Below are 24313 nucleotides of genomic sequence, written 5' to 3' on the forward strand. Positions count from 1 at the left end.
GGCCGCGGCACGCGGCCTAGAATACATGCATCACCACTTCCAACAGGGAGAGGCTGCAATGCAGGTACTGATCCGCGGGCTACATCGTGATGTGACCGAGGAAATGCTGCGCGACAAGCTCCAGACCCATGCCCGGGTCAACTCCGTGGAGATCGTGCGCGACGGCGACCCCAACCACCCGTGGGCCTGGGTGGATCTGGCGGTCGACCCGTTCACCTGCTGGCACCTGCTGCGACGGTTCGACAAGCAGTACTTCGCCGGCAGCGTCATGCGCTGGTACATCCCCGCCCACCAGAGCTGACGTCCCCGCCGGGCGTCCGGCGTTGGCGGTACCATACGGGCCATCCGACACCACAGACAGGCTTTGCGCAATGCTTGAACTCCAGGGCGCCATCTGGTTCCGCGCCGGCCAGCAGGACTGGGGCGGCAAGGACCGCATCGCGCTGCTGGCCGCCATTGGCGAGCACGGCTCGATCACGGCCGCCGCGCGCGCGGTGGGCATCAGCTACAAGGGTGCGTGGGACGCCATCGACGCGATGAACAACAGCGCCGGCGAGCCGCTGGTGCTGCGCGCGGCCGGCGGCAAGGGCGGCGGCGGTACGCGGCTGACCGCGCGCGCCGAGCGGCTGATTGCCACCTACCGGGCGATGGAGGCCGAGCACGCGCGCTTCATCGCCCAGCTTGAACGCGCGGGCGCCATGGCCGACGCGCATCCCGAAGACCTTCACCTGATCCGCCGCATGATGATCCAGACCAGTGCCCGCAACAAGCTGTTCGGCCGCGTGGAAACCGTACGCGCCGGCGCCGTCAACGACGAAGTCACGCTGGCGCTGCCGGGCGGGCAGCGGATCGTCGCCACGATTACCCACGAGAGCGTCGAGACGCTGGGCCTGGCGCCCGGCGCCGAAGCGTTCGCGCTGGTCAAGGCGTCGTCGGTGCTGATCGGCCTGGCCGATCCGGCGGCGCGGCTGTCGGCGCGCAACCAGTTGCCCGGCACGGTGGCCCGGGTGGTGCCCGGCGCGGTCAATGCGGAGGTCGTGCTGGAGCTCGATGGTGGCGGCACCGTGGCGGCAATCGTCACGCAGGCGGCAGTGGCCGACCTGGCGCTGCAGGCCGGCACGCGCGCGCTGGCCATCTTCAAGGCGTCGAGCGTGATCCTTGGCACGATGGGCTGAGCAACGGCCCGCGCTGGCGCCCGGCCGGCTGGCTAGATGACCGGCGAGGTCTCGGGCGCGTAGACCGGCGGGTGCCGGTGGGCGCGGCCGCTGGCGTGGATGCGGCCCTCGCGGATTTCCAGCACGTGGTCGCCCAGCACGTCGACATCCTCGGGGTCGTGCGAAATCATCAGCATCGGCACGTCCAGGCTTTCCTGCAGCGCGCGCAGTTCCTGGCGCATGCGGATGCGCAGGGCCGGGTCCAGCGCGGAAAACGGTTCGTCCAGCAGCAGGATGTCAGGCCGGGCCGCCAGCGCGCGGGCCAGCGCCACGCGCTGCTTCTGCCCGCCCGAAATCTGCGCCGGATACTGGCCGACGATGTCGCGCAGGCCGAACGCATCGACCCAGCGCGCCGCCTCGGGCGGCAGCGCGCGCCGCGCGGGGTTGCGCCAGCCGCGACGCAGCCCGAACGCAATGTTCTGCGCGACGGTCAGGTGCGGAAACAGCGCGTAGTCCTGGAACAGGTAGGCCACGCGGCGGTCCTGCGGCCGCAGGTCGACGCCGGCGTCGCTGTCGAACAGCGTGCGGCCATTCAGCACGATGCGGCCGCTGTCGGGCGCCATCAGCCCGGCGATGGCCCGCAGCGTCAGGCTCTTGCCGGCGCCGGACGGGCCGAACAGCGCCACGCGCCGGCTGTCGGACGCGAACGCGATGTCCAGCGCGAAATGGCGGTCTTCCGACGCCATGCGCTTGCGGACGGTGATTTCCATGCTCATGGCGGCCTCACTTGCCCGCAGGCGCGCGCGTGAAGCGGCGCCGCTCGAACAGGTTGGCCGTGCCGCGCTGCGCCGGCGGCACCAGCCGCGCCGCCACCACGAGCAGCACGATGCAGGTAATCGACGTGACCAGCACCAGCAGGTTGGCGGTGTCGTCGTTGCCGGCCTGCACCGCCTCGTAGATCGCCACGGACAGCGTCTGCGTGCGGCCGGGCAGGTTGCCGGCCACCATCAGCGTGGCGCCGAACTCGCCCAGCGCCCGCGCAAAGGCCAGCAGCACGCCGGCCACGATGCCGGGCAGCGCCATCGGCAGCGTCACGCGGAAGAAGATGGCCGCCTCCGAGATGCCGAGCACGCGCGCGGCGTTCTCAAGCTGGTGGTCGACACCCTCGAACGCGGCCCGCGCCGACTTCAGCACCAGCGGAAACGCCACCACGGTCGACGCCAGCACCGCGCCCTGCCACGTGAAGACCAGTTCGATGCCCAGCCGTTCCAGCCACGCGCCAAACACGCCGCGCCGGCCCACCAGCACCAGCAGGTAGTAGCCCAGCACGGTAGGCGGCAGCACCAGTGGCAGCGTCAGGATGGCGTCGACGACGTCGCGCGCCCGCGAGCGCCAGCGGGCCAGCGCGTAGGCCGCGGCCACGCCCAGGATCGCGTTGAGCAGCGTGGCCCAGCCCGCCACCTTCAGCGACAGCAGCAGCGGAATCCAGACGGCGTCCATGGCGGCGATGCGAACCGGGAACCGGCGGTCAGGGCTTCTGGAAGCCGAACTTCGCCAGCGTGGCCTGGCCCTCGGGCGACAGCACGTACTGGACGAAGGCGTTGGCCTGCTGGGCCTGGCGGGCCTGCGCGGTGACGGCGATGGGGTAGGTGACCGGCGTGGGGGTCGGCACGCGGGCGGCGACCTTGACCTTGTCCGGCATCACGGCCGCGTCGGTGGCAAAGACAAAGCCGGCGTCCACCTCGCCGCGCGCCACGTAGTCCAGCGCCTGGCGCACGTTCTGCGCGGGCACGCCCTTGGCCTCGACGGCCGTCCACAGCCCCTGCGATTCCAGCGCGCCGCGCGTGTAGCGGCCCACCGGCACCGACGACGGGTTGCCGTACGCCACGCGCTTGACGTCGGCGCGGGACAGGTCGGCCGGGGCGCCGATGCCGAGCCTGCTGTCGTGCGGCACGATCAGCACGATCGCGTTGGCCGCGAAATCCTTGCGCGTGGCCGGCTGGACGACCTTCTCGGCCACCGCCTTGTCCATCGCGCTCTGGTCGGCCGACGCGAACACGTCGGCCGGGGCGCCCTTGACGATCTGCTGCATCAGCACGTCCGACGCGCCAAAGTTCAGCACCACCTTGGTATCGGGATGGGCGCGCTCGAATTGCTCGCCAAGCTGCTTGAAGGCGTTGGTCAGGCTGGCGGCGGCGGACACCACGAGGTCCGCGGCAAAGGCCGACGGCGCGGCAAGGGTCAGCGCGACCAGGGCGGCGCGGCGGGCGAAGGGCAGGAGGCTCATGGCAGAAGCGTCGGGGAAAGGGAGGGGGTGCCGGATCGTTGGCATCCGCAATATAAGCGGCTATATAACGGGGCGTCAATCGCGCCGATGGATAACCCTCTTCAACCGATTGAAATAGTCCCGCTGGCGGCGCTGGTCGAGCGATATGGCGTTTTTGTCATATTTAGAGCGATTGTCACGAGAATGACGCGATATCGCCACTTGGCTGCCATCGCCGGTTCGCACAATTTCCTCCCACAGAAGAAACACAATCACAGGGGAATCCGAGACCATGCAACTCCATCGCATCCGGGCCGCCTTGCTGGCGGCCATGGTAGCCAGCACCCTGGCCGCTTGCGGCTCCGACGACGACAACGGCGCCGGTAACGGCAACGGCGGCCAGACCGGCGGCGGCACCGCCACCGTGCCGGCCGGCACCAGATCCACGCTGGCCCTGCTGGAGACGACCGACCTGCACACCAACGTACTCAGCTACGACTACTTCAAGCTGGCCGAGGACAAGTCGCTGGGCTTCGAGCGCGTGTCGACGCTGATCAAGGCCGCCCGCGCCGAATTCCCGAACACGATGCTGCTGGACAACGGCGACACCATCCAGGGCACGGCACTGTCCGACTACCAGGCGCTGGTCAAGCCGGTCACGTGCGGCGAGACGCTGGCGATGTACAAGGTCATGAACGCGGCCGGCTTTGACGGCGGCGGCATCGGCAACCACGAGTTCAACTACGGCCTGCAGTACCTGAGCCAGGTCACCGGCAACCGCTTCAACGTGGACGGCCTGCCCGACCCCTCGGCGCAGCAGACCTGCGCCGGGCCCAAGTTCCCGCAGGTGCTGGCCAACGTCTACAGCGTCAAGACGCGCCAGCCGCTGTTCCAGCCGTACGCGATCCTGTCGAAGACGCTGACGGCCACCGGCCCCGACGGCAAGACGGTGTCGGCGCCGATCAAGGTCGGCATCATCGGCTTTGCGCCGCCGGCCATCCTGAGCTGGGACAAGCGCTGGCTGGACGGCAAGGTCTACACCGAAGGCGTGGTCGAGACCGCGCAGAAGTACATCCCCGAGATGCGCGCCAAGGGCGCCGACCTGATCGTCGTGATCTCGCACGGCGGGCTGGACAACTCGGCGTACTCGCCGACGATGGAAAACGGCAGCTACCACCTGTCGAAGGTGGCGGGCGTGGACGCCATGCTGATCGGCCACTCGCACCAGGTCTTCCCGGACGCGGCCAGCACGGTTGGCCAGTTCAACCTGCCGGGCGTGGACAAGGTCAAGGGCACCGTCAACGGCGTGCCGACCGTGATGGCCAACTACTGGGGCAAGCACCTGGGCGTGGTCAACCTGGCGCTGGCCTACGACGGCAAGGCGTGGAGCGTGGACCGCGCCAACACCAAGGTCGAGGCGCGCTCGATCCAGAACGCCGACAAGACCTACGTGGCCGCCGACGCCAGCGTGGCCGCCGCCATCGACACCGAGCACCAGGCGACCATCCAGTACGTGAAGACGCCCATCGGCAGCACCGACTACCGCATGACGAGCTACTTTGCCGACGTGGGCGACCCGGGTGCGATCCAGATCGTCAACCAGGCCCAGGCCAAGTATGTGAAGGACTACCTCGCGGCCAACCTGCCGGCGCTGGCATCGCTGCCGGTGCTGTCGGTCTCGGCCCCGTTCAAGAGCGGCTTTGGCGGCGGCAGCGACTACACCGACGTGGCGATGGGCAGCCTGGCCATCAACAACGCGGCCGACCTGTACCTGTACCCGAACACGGTCTACGCGGTGAAGGTCAACGGCGCCGAGGTCAAGGCGTGGCTGGAGACGGCCGCCAAGCGCTTCAACCAGATCAACCCGGCGCTGACCACCGAGCAGCAACTGATCAGCACCTTCCCGGGCTACAACTTCGACATGTTCACCGACGCCGACATGCAGTACGAGATCGACGTCACGCAGCCCGTGGGCAGCCGCATCAAGAACCTGACGTACAAGGGCGCGGCCGTGACCGCGGCGATGGACTTCATCGTGGCGACGAACAACTACCGCGCCAGCGGCGGCGGCAATTTCCCGGGCCTCGACGGCACCAAGACCGTCTACGCCTCGCCGGACGCCAACCGAGACGTGCTGATCAGCTACATCAAGTCCGTGGCCAACGTGACCCGCGCCGCCAACGGCAGCGCTCGTAGCTGGCGCTTCACGAAGGTGGCGACCAGCGGCGACGTGGTGTTCAGCTCGGCCGCCGGCATGCTGGCGCAGGCCGCCGCCGGTGGCGTGGCGGGCGTGACGCTGGTGGCCGCCGACGACGGCAGCAACAAGAACCTGTCGAAGTACCGCATCGACCTCAACCAGTAACCGTCACGCCGCCGACCACCCGGCCACCTCGCCCGATATGCCGATGCCTGCCACCGCCGCCGCCCCGACCCTCCCCGCGCTGCCCCGTCGCCTGCCGCGCATCCACCCGCTGTTCGTGGCGGCCACGCTGGCCGTGGCCGTGGCTACCGCCGGCGTGGCCGGTGCGGCCATGTGGCGCCACCAGTCCGACGCACGCCAGGCCGAAATCGCCCAGTGGCAGGTCCTGGCGACGTCCGCCGGCGACGCGGCGGCGCTGGACCGCCTGCAGCAGGCCGCCGGGTCTGGCGAGGCCGCCGCGCGTGCCGCGCTTGGCGAAACGCTGATGGCGCGACCCGACGCCGCCACGCGTGCCGACGGCGAGCGCTGGCTGCGCATGGCTGCCGAAGGTGGCCAGGTCCGCGCGCAGTTCCTGCTCGGCAAGGCGGCGATGCTCGGTACCCTGGCGGCCGGCCGAGCCGACCTGCCGCTGGCCTGGCAACAGCTCGACGCGGCGGCGCGCGCCGGCGACATCGGCGCCGCCTACTACCTGGGCCTGCTGTATCGCGGCGGCTACGGCCGCACGCCCGACCCGGCCGCCGCGGCGCGCTGGTTCCGCGTGGCCGCCGACGGCGGCGTGGCGCACGCGATGTTCATGCTGGCCAATGCCTACCGCGAAGGCGAGGGCGTGGCCCGCGACGACGCCCGCGCCGTCGCCTGGTACGAAGCCGCCGCCGAGCGCGAGCATCCGGCGTCGATCCAGGCGCTGGCGATGGCCTATCGCGACGGCGGCCTGGGCCTGCCGCGCGACGCCGCCCAGTACCGCCAGCACATGGCCGAAACCGCCCACGCGCTCAAGCACCCGGCCATCAACCCGTAGCCCGGCGCCGCGCGCTACTGGTAGCTCATGGTGAAGGTCGCCAGCGCGCCCACCGTGCCGGGGCCGACCACGCCGGTCGTCACGTACTCGGCGCTCAGCGGAATCTGCATCAGCGGCTCGGAATGGCCCACCCGCCACTGGTTCACCGTGCCGCGCTCGGCCGAATCGGGGCCGAAGAAGACCGGCGCGCTGGCCGGGTTCAGGATGCGGATGCCCACGCCCGTGGCCGTCGAGGCCGGCGTCAGCGTCAGCACGTCAGACCGGTTGCCCGGCGTCGTGGCGTCCGTCATCGTGATGTAGACCGGCACGTCGGTGCGGCGGCAGTTCAGCGTGATCGTGAACGGCGTCCGGCCGGCGTTCACGCCGTCGCCCCGCAGGCTGCTCGACGCCACGACCGGCAGGTCAACCGTCACGCTGCGGGTGGCCACCGTGCAGGTGGGCCGCTCGGGGATGCCGTTGTTGAACGAGATCGACGCCAGCGGCGGCGACATCGTCCGGGTCGCGTAGTCATAGCTGTACAACTGGTAGATCACGCCCATGTCGACGCGGTCGCTACGGTCCGGCACGTTGATCCGCTCGAACAGCTTGACCAGCCGGTTGGTGAGCACGAACGATCCGGTCTGGCCCGCCGACGAGATGTAGCGGATGATGCGCCTGCTCACGGGATCGGTCCGGTCGGCGCCCGATACGGTGTAGCCGCCCGGGCTGATGGCCACGCGCATGCCCATGCCGTAGGTGTTGGCGTCCCAGAACGCGGGATAGTTGAAACGCGAGCCCGCCGCCGAGAACCCGGTTGGCGAAATCACGATGCCGTACCCGTGCCGGCTGCGCGGGCAGCGGAACGACACGGTCGTGGCCAGGTCGGGCGTCAGCGCCGTGCCGATCGGGGCGCCTTCCACCGGGTAGGAGATCGGCGACGACAGCGCAGACGGCTGCGCCTCGATGGTGCAATGCTGCACGCTCTGCGCAGCGGCCGGCAGCGCGGCCAGGCCGCCCAGCGCAAGCGCCACGGTTGCGGCGCGCAGGTGGATGGATGGCATCACGGGGTCTCCTTCGCATCGGGCTGGCATACCGCGCGGATCTGCGCGTATGCCGTGGCGTGGCGGGTGCTGTCGGGCAGGTTCACGTCGATCGCGCAGCGCTGCGCGCCGCCGGCGCCCCACGTCACATAGAGCCGGTCGACGTTGTCCAGCCCGCGCGCAAAGATGATGCCGCTCTGGCCCACCACGCCCACCTCGGCGCCGGCGCCGTTGGTGACCTGGGCGCCGAACGGCAGCTTGCCGCCGTCGGGCCGCGTGGCCGACACGATGGCCGACCGGCCCGTGACCGCGGCAAAGCGGATCTTGACCGCCGCGTTGGCGCGCGGCGCCACCTGTGTGCTTGTGGCGTCGAGCGAGACATCGAGCGGCAGGCCCTTGGGATCGAGCTGGATCGTGTTCATGCTGTAGGGGTGCAGGTACGGCACGATGGCGTAGCCGAACCGGTCGATCCGCACGCCGGGCGCATTGGCCACGCGCGCGCCACTGGCGCCCTTGGCCTCGACGATGCCGATGGTGTCGCCCAGGAAGTTGGCCAGCGTCACGCCGCCTGCATGGGCCACCAGCGCACCCTGCAGGCCGGCTGAGTACTGCGTGTAGCCGTTGCCGCCGCTGGCGGAGGCCGACACGGTCGTGTACGGGCTGCGGTACTGGACGTTGCCGCCGCCGGACACCTTGCTGCCGGCAGCCCGGTTCACGTTCAGGCCGTAGGAGACCGCGTTGTCCTCCAGCGCGGTGCCGCTGAGCATCAACTGCTGCGACGATCCGCCGCCGTTGTCGTGCGTCGTGCCGAACGACACCAGCGGCGCGTGGGCGCTGCGCCCCAGCGGCGCGGTCAGGTTGGCGAACACCTGGGTCGTGTAGCGGCCGGTGTAGGCATCGCGCAGCCGCGACGCCGACACGTTGAACGTCATGTTGGTGCCGAACAGCCGCAGCGTGTTGCTGTAGCCGGCCTGGAACATCAGCGCGGTGTCGCGGCGGTTCCAGTAGGCCGTGGACGTGCCGGTGGCGTACAGCGTGCCCAGCCGGCCGCCCAGGTTCTGGTTCAGCGTGAGCTGAAGCTGGCTGCGCTGGCGCGCCACGCCGTCGCCGTTGTAGGAGCCGTCGCGCGCCGCAAACGCGTCGCGCATCGACCAGAAGCCCTTGGTCGCGTAGCGGTAGGCGGCCACCGTCAGGTTGGTGCTGGTGGTCGGCACATACTTGCTGTAGCTGATGCGGAAGCTCTGGCCGCTGGCGTCGTTGGCGCCCGGGATCTTCGCGCGCGCGTGCGTGGCGTCGAGCGCGAACGCGCCGATGGGCAGGTTGAAGGCGGCGCCGATCAGCGCGGCCTGATAGCCCTCGGACAGCACCGCGCCCGCGTAGCCGGTGGTGAGGTTGCTGAACCCGTGCTGGACCGTGCCCTGCACGAGCTTCTCGCGCGACGGCGTGGTGTGAGAGCCGCTCCGGTACTCGCCAACCGTGGCCGAGTAGCGCGTGAGGCCCGGCCGGATAAGCTGGACGACCGACGCGTAGGGCACCGTGAAGCTGCTCTGGCTGCCGTCGGCCTCGGTGACGGTGACCAGCAGGTTGCCGCCGTAGCCGGTGGCATGGAGGTCGTCGATCTCGAACGGACCCGGCGCCACCGTGGTTTCGGGTTGCCGTCCTGCGATACCGACACGCGCGCGTTGGTCCGCGCCACGCCGCGCACCAGCGGCGCATAGCCGCGCGTGGAGTCCGGCAGCATGCGGTCGTCGGTGGCCAGGTTCACGCCGCGCACCGAGAAGCTGTCGAACACGGCGCCGTCGGTGAAGGCGTCGCCGAGCGTGAGCTGGCTGCGCCATTTGGGCAGGTCGCGCTGCACGTACGTGGCGATGTTCTGGTACGCGTAGCGCTCGCCTACCGACTGCCACGACATCGACGAGCGCTGGCGCAGGTGCCAGCCGGCCACATTCAGCCCGGCATCGATGCCAAGGTAGGTGTTGGTGCTGTGCTGCGCCCCGTTCATGCCGAACGTGTTGAGCTGGTAGCCGAGCGTGGCCGACGGCACGCCGCTGTCCAGCAGTTCGTGCGGCACCGTGCCGGCCGCGCGGCGGCGCATCAGCGCCTGCGCCACCGTGAAGTTCAGCCGCATGTCGTTGACGCTGAACGACCACGTCACGTCGTCGGAAATGGCGGCCGGATGCAGGCAGGCGCCGTCCGCCGCACCGGCCGCGGCGCTGGCGGCGGCATCGGCAATGGCGGTGCGGCCGGCCGGCGGCAGCGCTTCCTCGTTCAGGTTCAGCCGCGACAGCGTGGCCGGGTCCAGGCAGGGCGCCGCCGCGTCGTCCGGCCCGGCAAAGCGCACCGTCTCGCGCGCAATCCACGTGTCGTTCAGGTAGATGTCGACCGGGTAGCTGCCCGGCGCGACGGGGTTGCCCTTGTCGAAGCGGCTGACGTCCACGCTGGAACCATCGGCCCGCCGCAGGAACTGCGCGTTGAAACGCACCTGCGCCAGCGTCTCGGTGACCGGCGTCTCCGCCAGCACCGGCGCCGGCAGCACCGTGGAGGCCACCAGGCAACGCGCGGCCAGGCGGCGTGGCGATCGGGTCCGCATGTCAGTCCGTTGGCGCTGCCGCAATCCGGGATACGCCTTCGACGGCCGCCCCGAAGTCGTTGATCGTGACGTGGCGCACCTCGCCGGCATCGACGCTGCCGCGCACGGCGTCGCCGAGCGGGAATTCCACGGTCGCGCCCGGCGCGGCCATGGCGCCGGCGTCGTTGCGATGGACCGCGCTCCCCACGCCGGCCTCGACCACGGTGAAGGTCACGTGGTAGGGCGTGGGATTGGTGGCCGACAGCACCTGCTGGCCATCGGCCTTGCGCAGCAGGCGCCAGCGCACGCTGGCGGGCGCTGCGTCGGCGCTGCCGGGCAGGCCGCGCGGCCGGAACATCAGCTTGATGCGGGTACGGAACGCGAACTGCAGTTCGTTGCGCTGCGCGGCGCCGTCCGCCGCCATCGGCGGCACTTCGAGCACGTTGAGCCAGAACAGCGACTCCCGGTCCGTGGGCAGCGGCTGTTGCAGGTAGATGATGCGCAGCGCCTGTCCCTTGCGCGGGTCCAGCCGGAACAGGGGCGGGGCCAGTGTGAACGGCGCGTGGGTGTCGTCGGGCGCGGCATTGGCATCGCCGTCGTCGATCCAGGCCTGCACCAGCGCGGGCGCGGTGCCCTCGTTGGTGAGCCGCAGCGTGACTTCGCGTTCGGTTTCGGGATAGATGACGCGCGTCCCGGCCAGCACCACGGAGGCGTGGGCGGCCGACGTCGCCACGATGGCGAGGCAGGCGGCCAGTGCCACCCGCCAGTGTGAGATTCGGGACATGAGAACGTTCGGCTTGGGCTCCGGCAACAAGGCCGAAGGCTGGAAATACAAATGGATTACCGCCGGCATGGACCTGCCATGCCGGCGCACAATCACGGTGGCCCCGCTTAGGGGTAGACCACCGAGTACGTGACGGTCGTCAGGACATCGCCAGCGGTGGCGGCGCCCGTGGCCACGTATTGCGCGTAGTACTGCAGCGTGGCGGCGCCGTCGGCCAGTGCCACCTGCTGCGAGTTCTGTGCGGCGTAGGCGGCGCCCAGCACGATGTTGTCCAGCGCGTCGTTCAGCAGGCCGACCTGCACGTTGGTGGCGGGGGTGACCGCCGGCGTGGTTTCGGTGGCCGCCGAGGCCACGGCCGTGTTGACCAGGCGGCCCGAGGTGTTGTCCACCGTGGCGCCCGGCTCGAAGTAGACGCCCACGTTGCCGGTGTTCGGCGTGCAGCCGGTCAGGCGGATGTTGAATGGCGTGCGGCCGGCCACGGCGCCCTGCCGGTTCAGCGCGCCCGCGGCCACGGTGGGCATCGGCACCGTGAAATTGGCGGCGCCGCCGTTGCCCGACAGCGTGCAGGTCTGGCCCGTCACGCGCCCGGTAAAGGTAATCGTGCCGTCGGAGGCCATTGCCGGTGCCGACATGGCGGCGAACAGGATGGAAGCGGCCAGCGCTTTGGTATGGATGCTTTTCACTTGAATTCTCGCGTCTTCATTTGAATGGAGGGGTGTCATCGTCACTTTGGCCGCGCATGCAATGCGTGCATGGCGCGTGCATTGGGCGCGGCCGCAACGTGATGCGGCGCCGATGACAGGGCCGAAGACTAACGAGGTAAAGCGGGCGGAAATATCGGAAAATCTCGAAATTTCGGGGCGGGATTTATTTATGACGCATTTGTCATGATTCCCGATAAGATTTTCTATGAGGCCAATAGCGAGGATTTTCTGATAATCGCTAAGAATAATCCGAATAATTCTGATCGATTAACAGACACTGCAGTTGCGGGGCATCGCGATATATCCATGGAAGCGGCGCCGGGGCTGCGTTATTCTCATGCGCATTCCGCCCAAGGACACCCCATGAAGACCCTCTACCTCGCCGGCTTCGACGTATTCCGCAAGGACGCGCTTGCGTGGGGCGCCCACCTGAAGGCGCTGTGCGCGCGGCATGGCTACACGGGCCTCTATCCGCTGGACAAGGCGGTGCCCGCCGGGCTGTCCGGCCCGGCGGCGGCACAGTGGATCTACGAGGCCAATATCGCGCTGCTGCGGCAGGCGGACGTCGTGATGGCCAACCTGGACGACTTTCGCGGCCCGGGCGAGCCCGACAGCGGCACCGCCTTTGAAGTGGGATTCGCCGTGGCGCTCCAGAAGCCGGTCTGGGGCTACGCGGCCGATGCCGGCACGCTGCTGGACCGCGTGCGCCACCATGCCGACGCCGATGGCAGCGCGCTGGACGCGCGGGGCTACGTGGTGGAGGACTTCGGCCTGCCGATGAACCTGATGCTGGCGTGCAGCGTGCGGCTGGTGAGCGGCGACGCCGAAGCGTGCCTGAAGGCGATGTCCGAGGCGGACCGGCGCCGCGCCGCGCGGCGGGCGCAGGCGGCGGCCGGCAACGACGCCGAGGACTAGCGCACCGGCAGCGGCGCGGTGGTGGCCGTGGGTCCGGGCGCGCCAGCCGTGCCGGCCTGCACGCGCAGCGACCGCACGCCCGTGGCGATGTCGGACGCCGTCGTCGCCACGATCTGGCGGTAGGCGCCCACCACATCCTCAACCTGTCCCGATACCGGCACCTCGGCCTCGGTGCGTCCGCTCAGCACGTTGCCGTCGGGCAGGCGCCGCACGGTCCAGGCGATGGTCGCGCCGGCCCGCTGGCCCGGCTCGCCTTCCAGTCGCACCACTTCGGTCGTGATGCGGAAGATCGTGCCGACTTCGGCCAGCCCCTGCTGATAGGTATCCACCGCGCCCAGGTTGGCCTGGAGCTGCTGCGACAGCGCGTCGCGCAGTTCGTCGGGCAGCGGCGCCGACCAGCGCGACTGGTCCAGCAGCCGCACGTTGCCGTTGGCGTCGCTCATCACGAGCTGCGCCCGGTTCAGCCGCTCGGGCACGCGCACCGGCGCCACCTCGATCCAGACCGGCTGCGCCGCGGCCGTGGACGGTGATGAGGGGGATGTGGGCGATGGGGCAGCCGCCGGCGTGCCGGCCGCCAGCGAGTAGTAGCGCGGCTCGGGCGACGCGCAGCCGCTCAGCCCGGCCACGGCCAGCGCCATCGCGCCGGCAATCAGCGTGCGTTTCATTGCTTGTCCTCCGTCTTGCCGCGCAGCAGCGCTTCGGGGTGGCGTTCCAGGTAATCGGTCAGCGCGCGCAGCGACACGGCCGTGCGCGTCAGTTCCTGCAGCATGCGGCGCGTGTCCTGCTGCAGCGGCGCGTCGGATGCCAGCGTGCCGTTGGCGGCCGTCAGCGTGCGGCGGGCGTCCTGCAGCGCGGCCAGCACCTGTGGCGCCACGTCGCCGTTCAGCTGCGCCACGAGCTTGTCGGCCGACTCCAGCATCCGGTTCATCGACACCATCGCGGTCCGCGCCTCCTGGCCGATCTGGTCGAACGGCACCTTGTCGATCTTGTTGACGATGTCGCCCAGCTTGGCCTGCAGTTCGTCGAACGTGCCCGGCGTGGTCGGGAATTCCGGCATCGGCGCGTCGAGGTCGATGTCCTTGGCCGGGGGTGCCTTCGGAAAGAAGTCCAGCGCCACGTAGAGCTGCCCGGTCAGCAGGTTGCCGGTGCGCAACTGCGCGCGCATGCCGCGCTTGACCAGCGCCTGGACGATCGTGCGCTTGCGCGCCTCGTCGGCCACGTCGCGTTCGCGGAAGCCCATGCGCGACGGATAGAGCTCGACCACCACGGGCATCCGGAACGCCTTGCGCTCGCGCTGGTACTCGATGCCGATCGACCGCACCTGGCCCACGATAACGCCGCGGAAGTCCACCGGCGCGCCCGGCGACAGCCCGCGCACCGACTGGTCGAAGTTCAGCACGGCCAGCGTGGGCGCCAGTTCCTCGGGCTCCTTCATGGCCTCGGCCTGGTCGCCGGCCAGCAGGAACTGGGTGTTTTCGGCGGCGGCCGCCTGGGCCGACGAGTTGTCCGGGGCCTGGAACGCCACGCCGCCCAGCAGCACCGTGACCAGCGACTGGGTCGACAGCTTCAGCCCGCTGGCGTCGAGCTTCAGGTCCACGCCGCTGGCGTGCCAGAAGCGCGTGTCGGCGGTCACGAGCTTGTCGTACGGCTTGTTGACGAACACGCGCATCGTGATGTCGCGGCCGTTCGGCTCCAGCTGGTAGGCCACCACCTGGCCCACCTGCACGCGGCGGTAGTAGACCGGCGAGCCGATGTCGAGCGAACCCAGGTCCTGCGCGCGCAGCACGAACTGGCGGCCGGACGCGTCGGTGGTCACCACGGGCGGCACCTCCAGGCCCGTGAAGCTGCGCGTCGGCTCGGCCGACTTGCCGGCATCCACGCCGATGTAGGCGCCCGACAGCAGTGTTTCCAGCCCCGACACGCCGCTGATGGCAAAGCGCGGGCGCACCACCCAGAAGCGCGTGTCCTTGACCGCGAAGTTCTCGGCGTCCTTGGTCAGCTCGATCGTCGCCATCACGTGCGAGCGGTCGGACGCCAGCCGCACGGACTTGACCAGCCCGATGTCGACGTCCTTGTAGCGCACGGCGGTCTTGCCCGGCGTCAGGCCCTCGGCGGTGCTGAACGTGACCGTGATCTCGGGCCCGCGCGACGCCAGCGTGTTGACCAGCAGCGAGATGCCGACCACGGCGGCCACGATCGGGATCAGCCAGACCAGCGACGGCAGCCAGCGCGCGCGGCGCCGGCGGGCCGGCTGCGGCAGGCCGGGCGGGCCGGCGGGACCGGACGGAGGAGGGGAGAGGTCAGGATCGGCCATTGTCGGATTCCGGCAGGTTCGATGAGGGGCGGGCGTCCATGGCGTCCCACAGCAGGCGCGGGTCGAACGACAGCGACGCCAGCATGGTCAGCACGACGACGGAGGCAAAGGCCAGCGCCCCGCCCCCGGGAATGATCGTGGCCAGCGCGCCGGCGCGCACCAGCGCCGCGAGCAGGGCCACCACGAAGATGTCGAGCATCGACCAGCGGCCGATGATCTCGACCAGCCCGTAGAGCCGCGTCTGCTGCCGGATCCGCCACGTGGACCGGAAGTGCACCGACGCCAGCAGCAGCGTCAGGATCAGCATCTTCAGCAGCGGCACGATGATGCTGGCAATCAGCACCACGCCGGCCAGCAGGTGCGAGCCGGACAGCCACAGGTAGATCACGCCGGACAGGATGGTGTCGCGCTGGGTGCCCAGGATCGACTCGGTCACCATGACCGGCAGCAGGTTGGCCGGGATGTAGAGGATGAACGCCGACAGCAGGAAGGCCCAGGTGCGCGCCAGGCTGGCCGGCTTGCGGTGGTGCAGCGTGGCGCCGCAGCGCGGGCACGGCTGGCCTTCGAGCGCGATGGGGCTGACGAGGTCGCACGCGTGGCACGACAGCAGCCCGCGCGACGCCGCCGTGGGCACCTGCGCCACCGGCGTGCGTTCGTCGTCGTCGGTCAGCTCGGCCACCACGCCGGCCGCCACGCGGCGCGAGCGGGCCAGTTGCTCGCGGGCCTGCGCCGCGCGGTTCGGCCGGGGCGGGGTGGGACGCTGCGGCGCGGTCATCGCGCGTCTCCGGCGGGCGGCACCTCGTCGGCGCCGGGCGGCTCCAGGTAGTGCCAGAGGTCGCGCGGATCGAACGACAGCATCGCGGCCAGCACCACGACCAGCGCGCCGAACGACCAGAGCGCCACGCCCGGTATCACCTGCGCCATCGTCGACAGCTTCACCACGGTCACCAGCACGCCGATCATGAACACCTCGATCATGCCCCACGGCCGCGTCTGGCGGATGCCGCGCACGATGCGCTCGAAGCCGGCCGGCATGCGATGGCGGGCCATCGGCACCAGCAGGTAGCACATCATCAGCATCTCGGACAGCGGGAACAGGATGGTGGTGCCGAACACCAGCAGCGCCACCAGCGTCATGTGGTCGGCATGCAGCGCCATCACGGCGCCCCAGAGCGTGGTCTCGGTGCGCACGCCCTTGAGGTCCATCTCGACGATGGGATACGTGTTCGATACCAGGAACAGGATCAGCGCGGTGACCACCAGCGGCAGCAGCCGGCGGTACGCGCGCGTGCTCTCGCGGTACAGCATGCCGCCGCAGCGCAGGCACGTGGCGCGCTCGCCGGGCGCCAGCGCCGTGCGTTCGTAGAGCGCGTCGCAGTACTCGCAGGCCACCAGCCGGTGCAGCGCGGCCGGCGGCGGGGCCGTGGGCGGCGTGTCGCGCGGTGCGGTCATGCGTCGGGCGTCAGTTGCGACGGCGGCGCCGGCGTGACGTCGGTCACGGCGGGCCGCTCCTGCGTGCCGATGGTCCAGTCGCGCAGCAGCGCGTAGGCCACGGCCAGCACGGTCGGGCCCAGGAACACGCCCAGGAAGCCGAACGCCAGCGCCCCGCCCAGCACGCCCATCATGATCCAGATCAGCGGCAGCCCGGTGCCCTTGCTGATCAGCAGCGGCTTGATCACGTTGTCGGCCATGCCCACCACCACGCCGCCCCAGACCACCATGAAGATGGCCCAGCCGGTCTCGCCGCCGTGGTACAGCCACAGCGCGGCCGGAATCCACACCAGCGGCGGGCCCATCGGGATCACCGACAGGAAGAACGTGATCAGGCCAAGGATGGCGGCGCCGGGCACGCCGGCGATCCAGAAGCCGATGGCGGCCAGCACCGCCTGCACGAACGCCGTGCCCAGCACGCCGTAGACCACGCCCTTGATCGTGCCGCCGGCCAGCGCCATCAGGTGGTCTGCGCGCTCGCCCGCCACGCGGCGCATGCCGCCGCGCAGCCAGTCCACGGCCAGTTCGCCGCCGGTATAGAAGAAGAACGCCAGGATGATTGACAGCGCAAGCTGGCCCAGCCCGCCGCCAATCGACAGGCCCGCGCCCAGCAGCGCATGGCCCACCGGCGCGATCAGCTTGCGCAGGTTGGCCACCATTTCGGAATCGGCGTGGATGATCTGGTCGTAGCTGGCCTGCAGCTGCGGGCCCACGTAGGGCAGGCTGCTGAGCCATTCGGGCAGCTGCGGCAGGCCGCGCTCGGCGTAGCGGTTGACGAGTTCGGTGAGCTGGTCCAGATGGGCGGAAAAGCTGGCGCCCGCGTAGACGAACGGGCCCAGCACGATGACGGTGGCGATCAGCACGCAGACCAGCGCGGCCAGCCCGCGCCGGTTGCCGAACCAGCGCGACAGCACGGTATAGGGGTACCAGGAGCTATAGGCCAGGATCGCGCCCCAGACCAGCGCGGTGGCAAACGGGGCCAGCACCAGCAGCGACCCGCCTATCAGGACGATCAGCGCGAATACGGCGGCAAGCTTCTCAATCAGTTGTCCGGAACTCATCGTCGCGCGCCTGACCGGCGTCCATGTGGCAAGAACGCCGTAAGCATAGCGGAATTCGCCTGCCGTTCCGGGTTTTCCCTTGCCCGTCCGGCCGGGCGCGGCGGGTCAGGCGGCGGGCGGCTCCGCGGCGCCGCCCTGGCGCAGCAGCGCGGCCACGAGGTCGGACTGCGTGACGATGCCCACCACGCGCCGCTCGGCGTCCAGCACGGGCACGTGGTGCAGGCCGCCGTCGGAGAAGCCCTGCGCCAGCTCGACGATGGGCTGGTCGGTGCGGGCCGAGATCACGCTGCGGGTCATCAGGTCGCGCACGGTGCCGTTGACGCGCCGCGAGTTGGCGCGATAGGCGCGGAAGAAATCGCTCTGCGTCAGGATGCCCAGCAGCCGCCGCTGGCGGTCCAGCACGGGCAGCGCCTTGATGCGGTGGCGCGCCAGCAGCGCGGCGGCGTCGGCGGCCATCTGGCCGGGGCGCACCGAGATCACGTCGCGCGACATGATGTCCACGCAGCGCGCGCCGCCAAAGCGCCGCGAATAGGCGCGCAGCTCGGCCGCCACCAGGATGGCTTCCAGATCGTCTTCCTCGATGTCCAGAAATTCGCCGCGTGCGGCCAGTACCGCATCCAGGTCCGCGCGCGTGAAGCCGGTGCGGCGGCTGGGCGGCGCATCCTTGGTGTCATGCTGGGCCGCCGGCTCGGGCGGCCGGTGCGGATAGCGGCGCCGCGTGAAGTTGTTGAACGCCAGCGCCGTCAGCAGCAGCAGCGCCGAGTTGATGGCCACCGGAATCACCACGAAGCCGAATCCCAGCGCCTGCACGGCCGGGCCGCCGAACACGGCCGTCACCGCCACCGCGCCGCTGGGCGGGTGCACGCAGCGCAACTGGAACATCAGCGCGATGGCGCCGGCCACGGCCACGCCGGCCGCCAGCCCCGGGTCGGGGATGAACTTCGCGCAGGCCACCCCGACGGTCGCGGCCACGAGGTTGCCGCCGATGATCGACCACGGCTGCGCCAGCGGACTGGCCGGCACGCCGAACAGCAGCACGGCCGACGCACCCATCGGCGCGACAAACCACGGGTTGAAGCCGAGCAGGAACTGGCGGCAGATCCATTCGGTGATCGCCAGGCCCAGCAGCGCGCCAAGACAGCTCTTGAGGCGCTCGTGCCGGCTGGCGGCCACCGGCATGGGGACGAAAGTGCGCAGCCAGGCACGGGCCTCTGCGACGGAGGAGGTCGGGTCGAATCCAGCGGGCATCGAAAGCGGGGGCGGCTTTAGAAGTGTCGGGGGCGCCACGGCGCATTGGCCGGACTCGTGAATGTATCACAGCATGATATATTTCGGCGGCTGCGTACCCGCGCATGATCCCACTCGCCCCGCCCCATGTCCATGTCCAGTCATCCCGCATCGCACCATTCCCCCAAGCGCGATTACGCCGTCAACGGCCGCCTGCCCATGCTGGCCGGCATCGCGCTGCTGATCGGCGCGGTCAGCACCGGCGCGGCGTTCGTGCTCGTGAACCTGATCCGCTTCTTCACCAACCTGTTCTTCTTCCAGACGCTGTCGTTTGCCGAGCGGTCGCCGGCGCACCATGCGCTGGGGCCGTGGGTGATTGCCGTGCCGGCCATCGGCGGGCTGATCGTGGGGCTGATGGCGCGCTACGGCAGCGACAAGATCCGCGGCCATGGCATCCCCGAGGCCATCGAGGCCGTGCTGTTCGGCAAGAGCCGGATGTCGCCCAAGGTGGCGGTGCTCAAGCCGCTGTCGTCGGGCATCGTGATTGGCAGCGGCGGGCCGTTCGGCGCCGAGGGGCCGATCATCATGACCGGCGGGTCCATCGCGTCGCTGCTGGCCCAGTACCTGCACCTGACCGCCGCCGAGCGCAAGACGCTGCTGGTGGCCGGCGCGTGCGCGGGCATGACGGCGATCTTCGGCACGCCGGTGGCGGCGGTGCTGCTGGCCGTGGAGCTGCTGCTGTTCGAACTGCGCCCGCGCAGCCTGCTGCCGGTGGCGCTGGCCTGCGCGGTGGCCGGCTTCCTGCGGCCGTTCCTGTTCGAGGCCGGCCCGCTGTTTCCGCTGCACACCGTGCCGGCCGGCACCGTGGCGCTGGGGTCCTGCGTGTTCGCCGGGCTGCTGTGCGGCGTGCTGGGCGCGGGGCTGACGCTGGCGCTCTATCGCACCGAGGATGCCTTTGCCCGGCTGCCGCTGCACTGGATGTGGTGGCCGGCCATCGGCGGCCTGGTGGTCGGCATCGGCGGGTACTTCGAGCCGCGCGCGCTGGGCGTGGGCTACGACGTGATCGGCGACCTGCTCAACAACCGGCTGGCGCTGGAGGTGGCCGTGGCGCTGCTGGCGGTCAAGGCGGTGATCTGGATTGCCGCGCTGGGCTCGGGCACGTCGGGCGGCGTGCTGGCGCCGCTGTTGATGCTCGGCGCCGGGCTGGGCGTGGTGCTGGCCCCGCTGCTGCCGGGCGGATCGCCGGCGCTGTGGGCGCTGGTCTGCATGGCCGGCGTGCTGGGCAGCGTGCTGGGCGCGCCGCTGACGGCCATCGTGTTCGCGTTCGGCCTGACCCACGACAGCGAGGCGCTGCTGCCGCTGCTGCTGACCACGGCCGTGGCCTACGGGTTCTCGGTGCTGACGATGAAGCGCGGCATCATGACCGAGAAGATCGCACGGCGCGGGCTGCACATCTACCGCGAGTACGGCGTCGATCCGCTGGAACGGACGCACGTGGAAGACCTGATGACGCGCGATGTGGTGACGCTGGATGCCGACCTGCCGGTGGCCGATGCGCTGGCCCGCCATTTCGGCCCGCATGCCGCGCATCGCGCCTATCCGGTGGTGGCGCAGGGCCGCGTGGTGGGGATGCTGCATCGCAGCGCCATCGAGGCGGCTCGTGCCGGTCACGACACCGGCCTGCGCTGCGGCGACCTTGTGGCCGGGCAGGGTGATGGCGACCCCAATACGCCGCCCGTGCTGCTGGCATCACAGACCGGCCGGGCCGCGGCCGGGCGCATGGCGGCGCTGAGCGTGGCGCGCCTGCCCGTGGTCGACAGCCTGGAAACGATGCGGCCGGTCGGCATCGTCTCGCTGCGCGACCTGCTGTCGCCCAGCGAACACGCGCTGCACGAGGAAACGCACCGCGAGCGGCTGCGCGGCCGGCCGCAGGCCGTCGCCGGTCAGAGCTTGTAGCTCGACAGCAGGATGCTGGTCTCGGTGGCGGAAATGCCATCGACCAGCCGGATGCGGTCGAGCGTCCGGTCGAACTGCTCCAGCGTATCGGCGCGCAACTCGGCGATGATGTCCCAGCGGCCGTTGGTCGTGTGCAGCGTCTGCACGTTCGGGTCGCCGCGCAATGCCTGCAGCACCTGGCGCGCCTTGTTGCCTTCCACGGCCACCGTCATCCACGCGCGGATGCGGTGCGGCTCGGCCTCGGGCTTGAGCCGCACCGTGTAGCCGACGATCTGGCCTTCCTTCTCCAGTTTCTCGATGCGGTTCTGCACCGTGGCGCGCGACACGCGCAGCGCCTTGGCCAGCGCCGTCACCGGCGTGCGCGCGTTGTCGCGCAGCAGTCCCAGCAGTTGTCGATCGGTGGCATCCATGGCGCGCTCCCTGGTGCGGTACGGCCGGCATTGCATATCGCCAGCGAAGTCTGGCGAATTGTTAGACGTCCATAGCAATTTGTCCAGTTTGTTGACTGTTCGCTGACGCGCACGCGACCCACAATCCACATCAGGGACGCCCGACACGCCGGGCGCCACTGACAAGGAGACTGCCGTGCTCGACCGTCCGACCATCCTGCTGGTTGCCCCTACGTTCTACGACGTTTCCTACGCCATCAATCCGTGGATGGACCCGGCGGCATGGGCCCGCGACCCGAGCGGCATGCACCGCCGCGCGCTGGCCGCGTTCGATGCGCTGCGCGACGCGCTGGACCGCGCCGGGTTTGCCGTCGAAGTGGCCGACGGCGCGCCGGGCCAGCCCGACATGGTGTTCCCGGCCAACGCGGCCGTGGTGCTCGACGGCAAGGCCGTGCTGGCGCGCTTTCGGCATCCGCAGCGGCGCGGCGAGGAACAGCCGTTCGCGGCGATCTTCGCGCAACTCCGCGAACGCGGCCTGATCGATACGGTGGAACGGCTGCCCGAGGGCTGCTACCAGGAAGGCGCGGGCGACTGTATCTGGGATGCGCGGCGCGGCCATTTCTGGGCCGGCTTCGGCCCGCGCTCGTCGCACGAGGCTGCCAGCGCGATGGCGCGCCAGTTTGGCCAGGAAGTGGTGGCGCTGGAACTGGCCACCGAGCAGAGCTATCACCTCGATGTCTGCTTCTGCCCGCTGTCCGGCGGCGAGGTGCTGTACTACCCGCCGGCGTTCACCGACGCCGCGCTCGGTGCGTTGCGCGCCCGCGTGCCGGTGGCGCAGCGCATCGAGGCCACCGAGGACGACCTGCGCCACTTCAGCGTCAACGCGGTCAATCTGGACGACCACGTGGTGATGACGCGCACCACATCGCATTTACGCCATGAACTGGGCCGGCGCGGCTATCGGCTGCATGAGGTGGACCTGTCGCCGTACATGATGTCGGGCGGCGGCGCCTATTGCATGACGCTGCGGCTGGACCGCGCCAGCACGCCCGTGCGGCGCGCCGCGGCAGCCTGAGGGGAGGGGCGCCATGACTTCAACGAACGCCGCCGTGAAGCACGCCTCGCCCGGCGCGCGCCGCACGCGCTTCCTGGATGCGGGCGACGTGGCCGGGCTGGTGCGCGGCATCGGCGTGCGGCAGGCCATCGTGGCCGTGGCCGATTGCGTCTGCGAGGACTTCCTGCGCTGGGTCGACTTCGAAAAATCGGCGCGGCTGGCCAGCCATTCGCCCGTGGGGGTGATCGAGCTGATGCCGGTCAGCGACGGCCACCACTTCGCGTTCAAGTATGTCAACGGCCATCCCCGCAACGCGCGGCTGGCGCTGCCGACGGTCATGGCCTGCGGGATGCTGGCCGAGGTGCGCACCGGCTTTCCGCTGCTGCTGGCCGACCTGACGCTGGCCACGGCGCTGCGCACGGCGGCCACGTCGGCGCTGGCCGCGCAGGCGATGGCGCGCGGCGGGGCGCACACCATGGCGCTGATCGGCAACGGCGCCCAGGCCGAATTCCAGGCGCTGGCGTTTCATGCGATGGCTGGCATCACCACGATCCACGCGTTCGACATCGACCCGGCCGCCACCGCGCGGCTCATGCACAACCTTGCGGACGTGCCGGGGCTGGCCATCGTGCCGGCGCGGTCGGTGCGCGAGGCGCTGGCCGGGGCCGACATCGTCACCACGGTCACGGCCGACAAGACGCGCGCCACGATCCTCACGCCGGACATGGTCCGGCCCGGCATGCACCTGAACGCGGTAGGCGGCGACTGCCCGGGCAAGACCGAACTGCACGTCGATATCCTGCGGCAGGCGCGCATCGTGGTCGAGTACGGGCCGCAGTCGCGCATCGAGGGCGAGATTCAGCAATGGCCCGAGGCCCCGGTCAGCGAACTCTGGGAAGTGCTGGCCGGCCGGGCGCCGGGCCGCGCCAGCGCCGACGAGGTGACCGTGTTCGATTCGGTCGGCTTTGCGCTGGAAGACTACGCGGCGCTGCGCTGGCTGCACGCGGCCGCCCAGGCGCACCACGCCGGCCGCGATGTCGAGCTGGTGGCCATGCCGCCCGACCCGCGTGACCTGTATGGGTGGATGATGGGGTCACCCGTTGAGGCGGTGGTGCAGGTCGAGGCCGCCCCGACCTGATGCCTCACCCCAAAAACAAAACGGCCCGGACAAGTGCCGGGCCGTTTCAATATCAGACATTAACGAAACATTAAGCGCCGCCGCGTCCCATCATCAACTGGGCGCGCAGGAAGCCCTTGATCTCCTCCAGCGACGGCGTCTTCAGGAACACCATGATCCCCCACTGCTGCAGGGCATCGGCCACGCCGTCGTAGGCCTGGCGGTTGGTAATCACCGCAAAGATCACGCGCTGGCGGGCAAAGAAGTTCTGCAGCTTCTCGATCGTCGCCGATTCGGCGTCGTTGAGTTCCTCCACGTAGTACAGCACCACGCGGGGGCGGGCGTCGACCGACGTGATGACGGTGTCCACCACGTCTTCCAGCACCTGCGTCTTCAGCGGCAGGGACCACTTGCCCAGTTGCGCGCTGATGCGCTGCGCCTCGGTATGGTTGGGATGGAAGACCACGAGGTCGAGGTTGTGCTCGACGGCGGTGTCCGGGATGGCGCGGTCAGCCAGCAGCCGGTGCACGGTCTCCTTGTGGATGCGACGGTGGCCGCCATTGGTCTTCCACGCGCCAAGTTCGCCGCGTTCCACCATTTTCTGCACGGTGCCGAGCGATACGTTGAGCAGTTTTGCCGCGGTTCGCGTGCTGTAGTATGGCTTTTCAGCCAGTTCTGGATCCAGTTTCATCCAATCACCCGTAGTGTCGTTCAGCAGCACAGCACGACTGGCGTACTGCACGGGCGTCCTCGGACACGCCACGTCGGTCATTGACCGGGCTGCTGTTTTTCCTGACCCTGATGCTTGCGACCCGCTCCCCGGCCGGTCTTTGTTGCTTTGTTGTGCGTTGACGTAGCAACGGCTTCAGGTTGCCGTGCCCGCTTGCTGCTTCCGGCTCGGCGGGCCTCCCACATACTCCCCGCTTGCCGAATGCCAATAGTATGGCTTCAAGATGATTCGTTGCCAGAGGGAAAGCAATGATTGGCGTCACACTTTTGTTGTTTAACGAACATCGATGCGATTCGGTAGACAACGGGCGCCCTCTGTCCGACTTGTTCCATGACGCCCGACATG

Annotated in this window: 23 protein-coding genes and 1 pseudogene; 8 read left to right on the plus strand and 16 right to left on the minus strand. The window is 69.9% G+C overall.

Translation table 11 applies throughout. The annotated features are described in order from the left end of the window. The first annotated feature begins 58 nt into the window (after positions 1-58). Together QTN24_RS04475 and QTN24_RS04480 are read left to right on the plus strand one after the other, a co-directional pair. Positions 59-301, plus strand: coding sequence for an RNA recognition motif domain-containing protein (locus QTN24_RS04475; protein WP_124682288.1), 243 nt, complete (start codon positions 59-61; stop codon positions 299-301). Between the two features lie 70 nt (positions 302-371). After that, complete coding sequence (locus QTN24_RS04480; RefSeq protein ID WP_313835439.1) at positions 372-1175, plus strand: TOBE domain-containing protein; 804 nt, start codon at positions 372-374, stop codon at positions 1173-1175. A 32-nt stretch (positions 1176-1207) separates the two neighbouring features. Here QTN24_RS04480 and QTN24_RS04485 read toward each other — a convergent pair whose 3' ends face one another. Genes QTN24_RS04485 through modA form a run of 3 tightly spaced genes read right to left on the minus strand, consistent with a single transcriptional unit; the run spans position 1208 to position 3441 of the window. After that, the gene (locus QTN24_RS04485) at positions 1208-1930 is read right to left on the minus strand and encodes an ATP-binding cassette domain-containing protein (protein WP_124682286.1); all 723 of its coding nucleotides are present in this window, start codon (positions 1928-1930) and stop codon (positions 1208-1210) included. A gap of 7 nt (positions 1931-1937) precedes the next feature. Then, on the minus strand, positions 1938-2654 hold the full coding sequence (modB, locus tag QTN24_RS04490) for a molybdate ABC transporter permease subunit (protein WP_313835455.1): 717 nt from the start codon (positions 2652-2654) through the stop codon (positions 1938-1940). A gap of 28 nt (positions 2655-2682) precedes the next feature. Continuing rightward, entirely contained in the window at positions 2683-3441 is a 759-nt protein-coding gene (gene modA / locus QTN24_RS04495) for a molybdate ABC transporter substrate-binding protein (RefSeq protein WP_313835457.1), read from the minus strand. Positions 3442-3712: 271 nt separating this feature from the next. On the opposite strand from modA, the gene QTN24_RS04500 reads away from it, so the two are divergent. Both QTN24_RS04500 and QTN24_RS04505 read left to right on the plus strand, forming a co-directional pair. After that, on the plus strand, positions 3713-5782 hold the full coding sequence (locus QTN24_RS04500; protein ID WP_124682282.1) for a bifunctional 2',3'-cyclic-nucleotide 2'-phosphodiesterase/3'-nucleotidase: 2070 nt from the start codon (positions 3713-3715) through the stop codon (positions 5780-5782). Positions 5783-5825: 43 nt separating this feature from the next. Then, on the plus strand, positions 5826-6638 hold the full coding sequence (locus QTN24_RS04505) for a tetratricopeptide repeat protein (RefSeq protein ID WP_313835460.1): 813 nt from the start codon (positions 5826-5828) through the stop codon (positions 6636-6638). A 14-nt stretch (positions 6639-6652) separates the two neighbouring features. Here the strand turns inward: QTN24_RS04505 and QTN24_RS04510 are convergent, their stop codons facing one another. The 5 genes and pseudogenes from QTN24_RS04510 to QTN24_RS04530 form a co-directional block, all read right to left on the minus strand. After that, positions 6653-7678, minus strand: coding sequence for a fimbrial protein (locus QTN24_RS04510; RefSeq protein WP_313835462.1), 1026 nt, complete (start codon positions 7676-7678; stop codon positions 6653-6655). Then, positions 7678-9297 carry a fimbria/pilus outer membrane usher protein gene (locus QTN24_RS04515; protein WP_313835464.1) on the minus strand — a complete coding sequence of 540 codons (1620 nt, stop codon included), beginning with the start codon at positions 9295-9297 and terminating at the stop codon, positions 7678-7680. Before QTN24_RS04515 ends, QTN24_RS04510 begins: the two co-directional genes overlap by 1 nt. Positions 9298-9368: 71 nt before the next feature. After that, a pseudogene (locus tag QTN24_RS04520) lies at positions 9369-10337 on the minus strand (FimD/PapC N-terminal domain-containing protein); the annotation flags it as partial. Further along, positions 10249-11010, minus strand: a complete 762-nt coding sequence (locus tag QTN24_RS04525; RefSeq protein WP_124682278.1) for a molecular chaperone — start codon at positions 11008-11010, stop codon at positions 10249-10251. The gene QTN24_RS04525 and the pseudogene QTN24_RS04520, both read right to left, overlap by 89 nt. A 107-nt stretch (positions 11011-11117) precedes the next feature. Then, positions 11118-11693 (minus strand): fimbrial protein, encoded by a 576-nt coding sequence (locus QTN24_RS04530; protein WP_301337471.1) that lies wholly within the window; start codon positions 11691-11693, stop codon positions 11118-11120. Between the two features lie 384 nt (positions 11694-12077). On the opposite strand from QTN24_RS04530, the gene QTN24_RS04535 reads away from it, so the two are divergent. Then, a complete protein-coding gene (locus tag QTN24_RS04535; RefSeq protein ID WP_313835468.1) occupies positions 12078-12629 on the plus strand; it encodes a nucleoside 2-deoxyribosyltransferase in 552 nt (183 codons plus the stop codon). Here the strand turns inward: QTN24_RS04535 and QTN24_RS04540 are convergent. The 6 genes from QTN24_RS04540 to QTN24_RS04565 all read right to left on the minus strand — a co-directional run bounded on the left by QTN24_RS04540 (position 12626) and on the right by QTN24_RS04565 (position 18743). Then, positions 12626-13294 carry a PqiC family protein gene (locus QTN24_RS04540; protein ID WP_313835470.1) on the minus strand — a complete coding sequence of 223 codons (669 nt, stop codon included), beginning with the start codon at positions 13292-13294 and terminating at the stop codon, positions 12626-12628. The two genes, QTN24_RS04535 and QTN24_RS04540, sit on opposite strands and share 4 nt — an antisense overlap. Then, complete coding sequence (locus QTN24_RS04545; RefSeq protein ID WP_124682274.1) at positions 13291-14943, minus strand: intermembrane transport protein PqiB; 1653 nt, start codon at positions 14941-14943, stop codon at positions 13291-13293. Before QTN24_RS04545 ends, QTN24_RS04540 begins: the two co-directional genes overlap by 4 nt. After that, positions 14930-15718 (minus strand): paraquat-inducible protein A, encoded by a 789-nt coding sequence (locus QTN24_RS04550; RefSeq protein ID WP_313835471.1) that lies wholly within the window; start codon positions 15716-15718, stop codon positions 14930-14932. Before QTN24_RS04550 ends, QTN24_RS04545 begins: the two co-directional genes overlap by 14 nt. Then, the gene (locus QTN24_RS04555; RefSeq protein ID WP_313835472.1) at positions 15715-16395 is read right to left on the minus strand and encodes a paraquat-inducible protein A; all 681 of its coding nucleotides are present in this window, start codon (positions 16393-16395) and stop codon (positions 15715-15717) included. The genes QTN24_RS04550 and QTN24_RS04555 overlap by 4 nt, the downstream gene beginning before the upstream one ends. Further along, positions 16392-17495: an AI-2E family transporter gene (locus tag QTN24_RS04560; RefSeq protein WP_124682271.1), complete on the minus strand. Its 1104-nt coding sequence runs from the start codon at positions 17493-17495 to the stop codon at positions 16392-16394. Before QTN24_RS04560 ends, QTN24_RS04555 begins: the two co-directional genes overlap by 4 nt. Positions 17496-17600: 105 nt before the next feature. Then, entirely contained in the window at positions 17601-18743 is a 1143-nt protein-coding gene (locus tag QTN24_RS04565) for an HPP family protein (protein WP_313835473.1), read from the minus strand. A gap of 132 nt (positions 18744-18875) precedes the next feature. On the opposite strand from QTN24_RS04565, the gene QTN24_RS04570 reads away from it, so the two are divergent. Next, entirely contained in the window at positions 18876-20678 is a 1803-nt protein-coding gene (locus QTN24_RS04570) for a chloride channel protein (protein WP_409558980.1), read from the plus strand. Here QTN24_RS04570 and QTN24_RS04575 read toward each other — a convergent pair. Beyond that, on the minus strand, positions 20666-21088 hold the full coding sequence (locus QTN24_RS04575; protein WP_124682268.1) for an Lrp/AsnC family transcriptional regulator: 423 nt from the start codon (positions 21086-21088) through the stop codon (positions 20666-20668). The genes QTN24_RS04570 and QTN24_RS04575 overlap by 13 nt on opposite strands. 175 nt (positions 21089-21263) lie before the next feature. On the opposite strand from QTN24_RS04575, the gene QTN24_RS04580 reads away from it, so the two are divergent. Continuing rightward, entirely contained in the window at positions 21264-22142 is an 879-nt protein-coding gene (locus QTN24_RS04580) for a dimethylarginine dimethylaminohydrolase family protein (RefSeq protein ID WP_313835477.1), read from the plus strand. 13 nt (positions 22143-22155) lie between these two features. Further along, a complete protein-coding gene (locus QTN24_RS04585; RefSeq protein WP_313835479.1) occupies positions 22156-23259 on the plus strand; it encodes an ornithine cyclodeaminase in 1104 nt (367 codons plus the stop codon). A gap of 70 nt (positions 23260-23329) precedes the next feature. Here the strand turns inward: QTN24_RS04585 and QTN24_RS04590 are convergent, their stop codons facing one another. Next, positions 23330-23929, minus strand: coding sequence for a helix-turn-helix domain-containing protein (locus tag QTN24_RS04590; RefSeq protein WP_124682265.1), 600 nt, complete (start codon positions 23927-23929; stop codon positions 23330-23332). Between the last annotated feature and the right edge of the window lie 384 nt (positions 23930-24313).

The sequence above is a fragment of the Cupriavidus sp. SZY C1 genome (assembly GCF_032190535.1).
Taxonomy (GTDB): domain Bacteria; phylum Pseudomonadota; class Gammaproteobacteria; order Burkholderiales; family Burkholderiaceae; genus Cupriavidus; species Cupriavidus pauculus_C.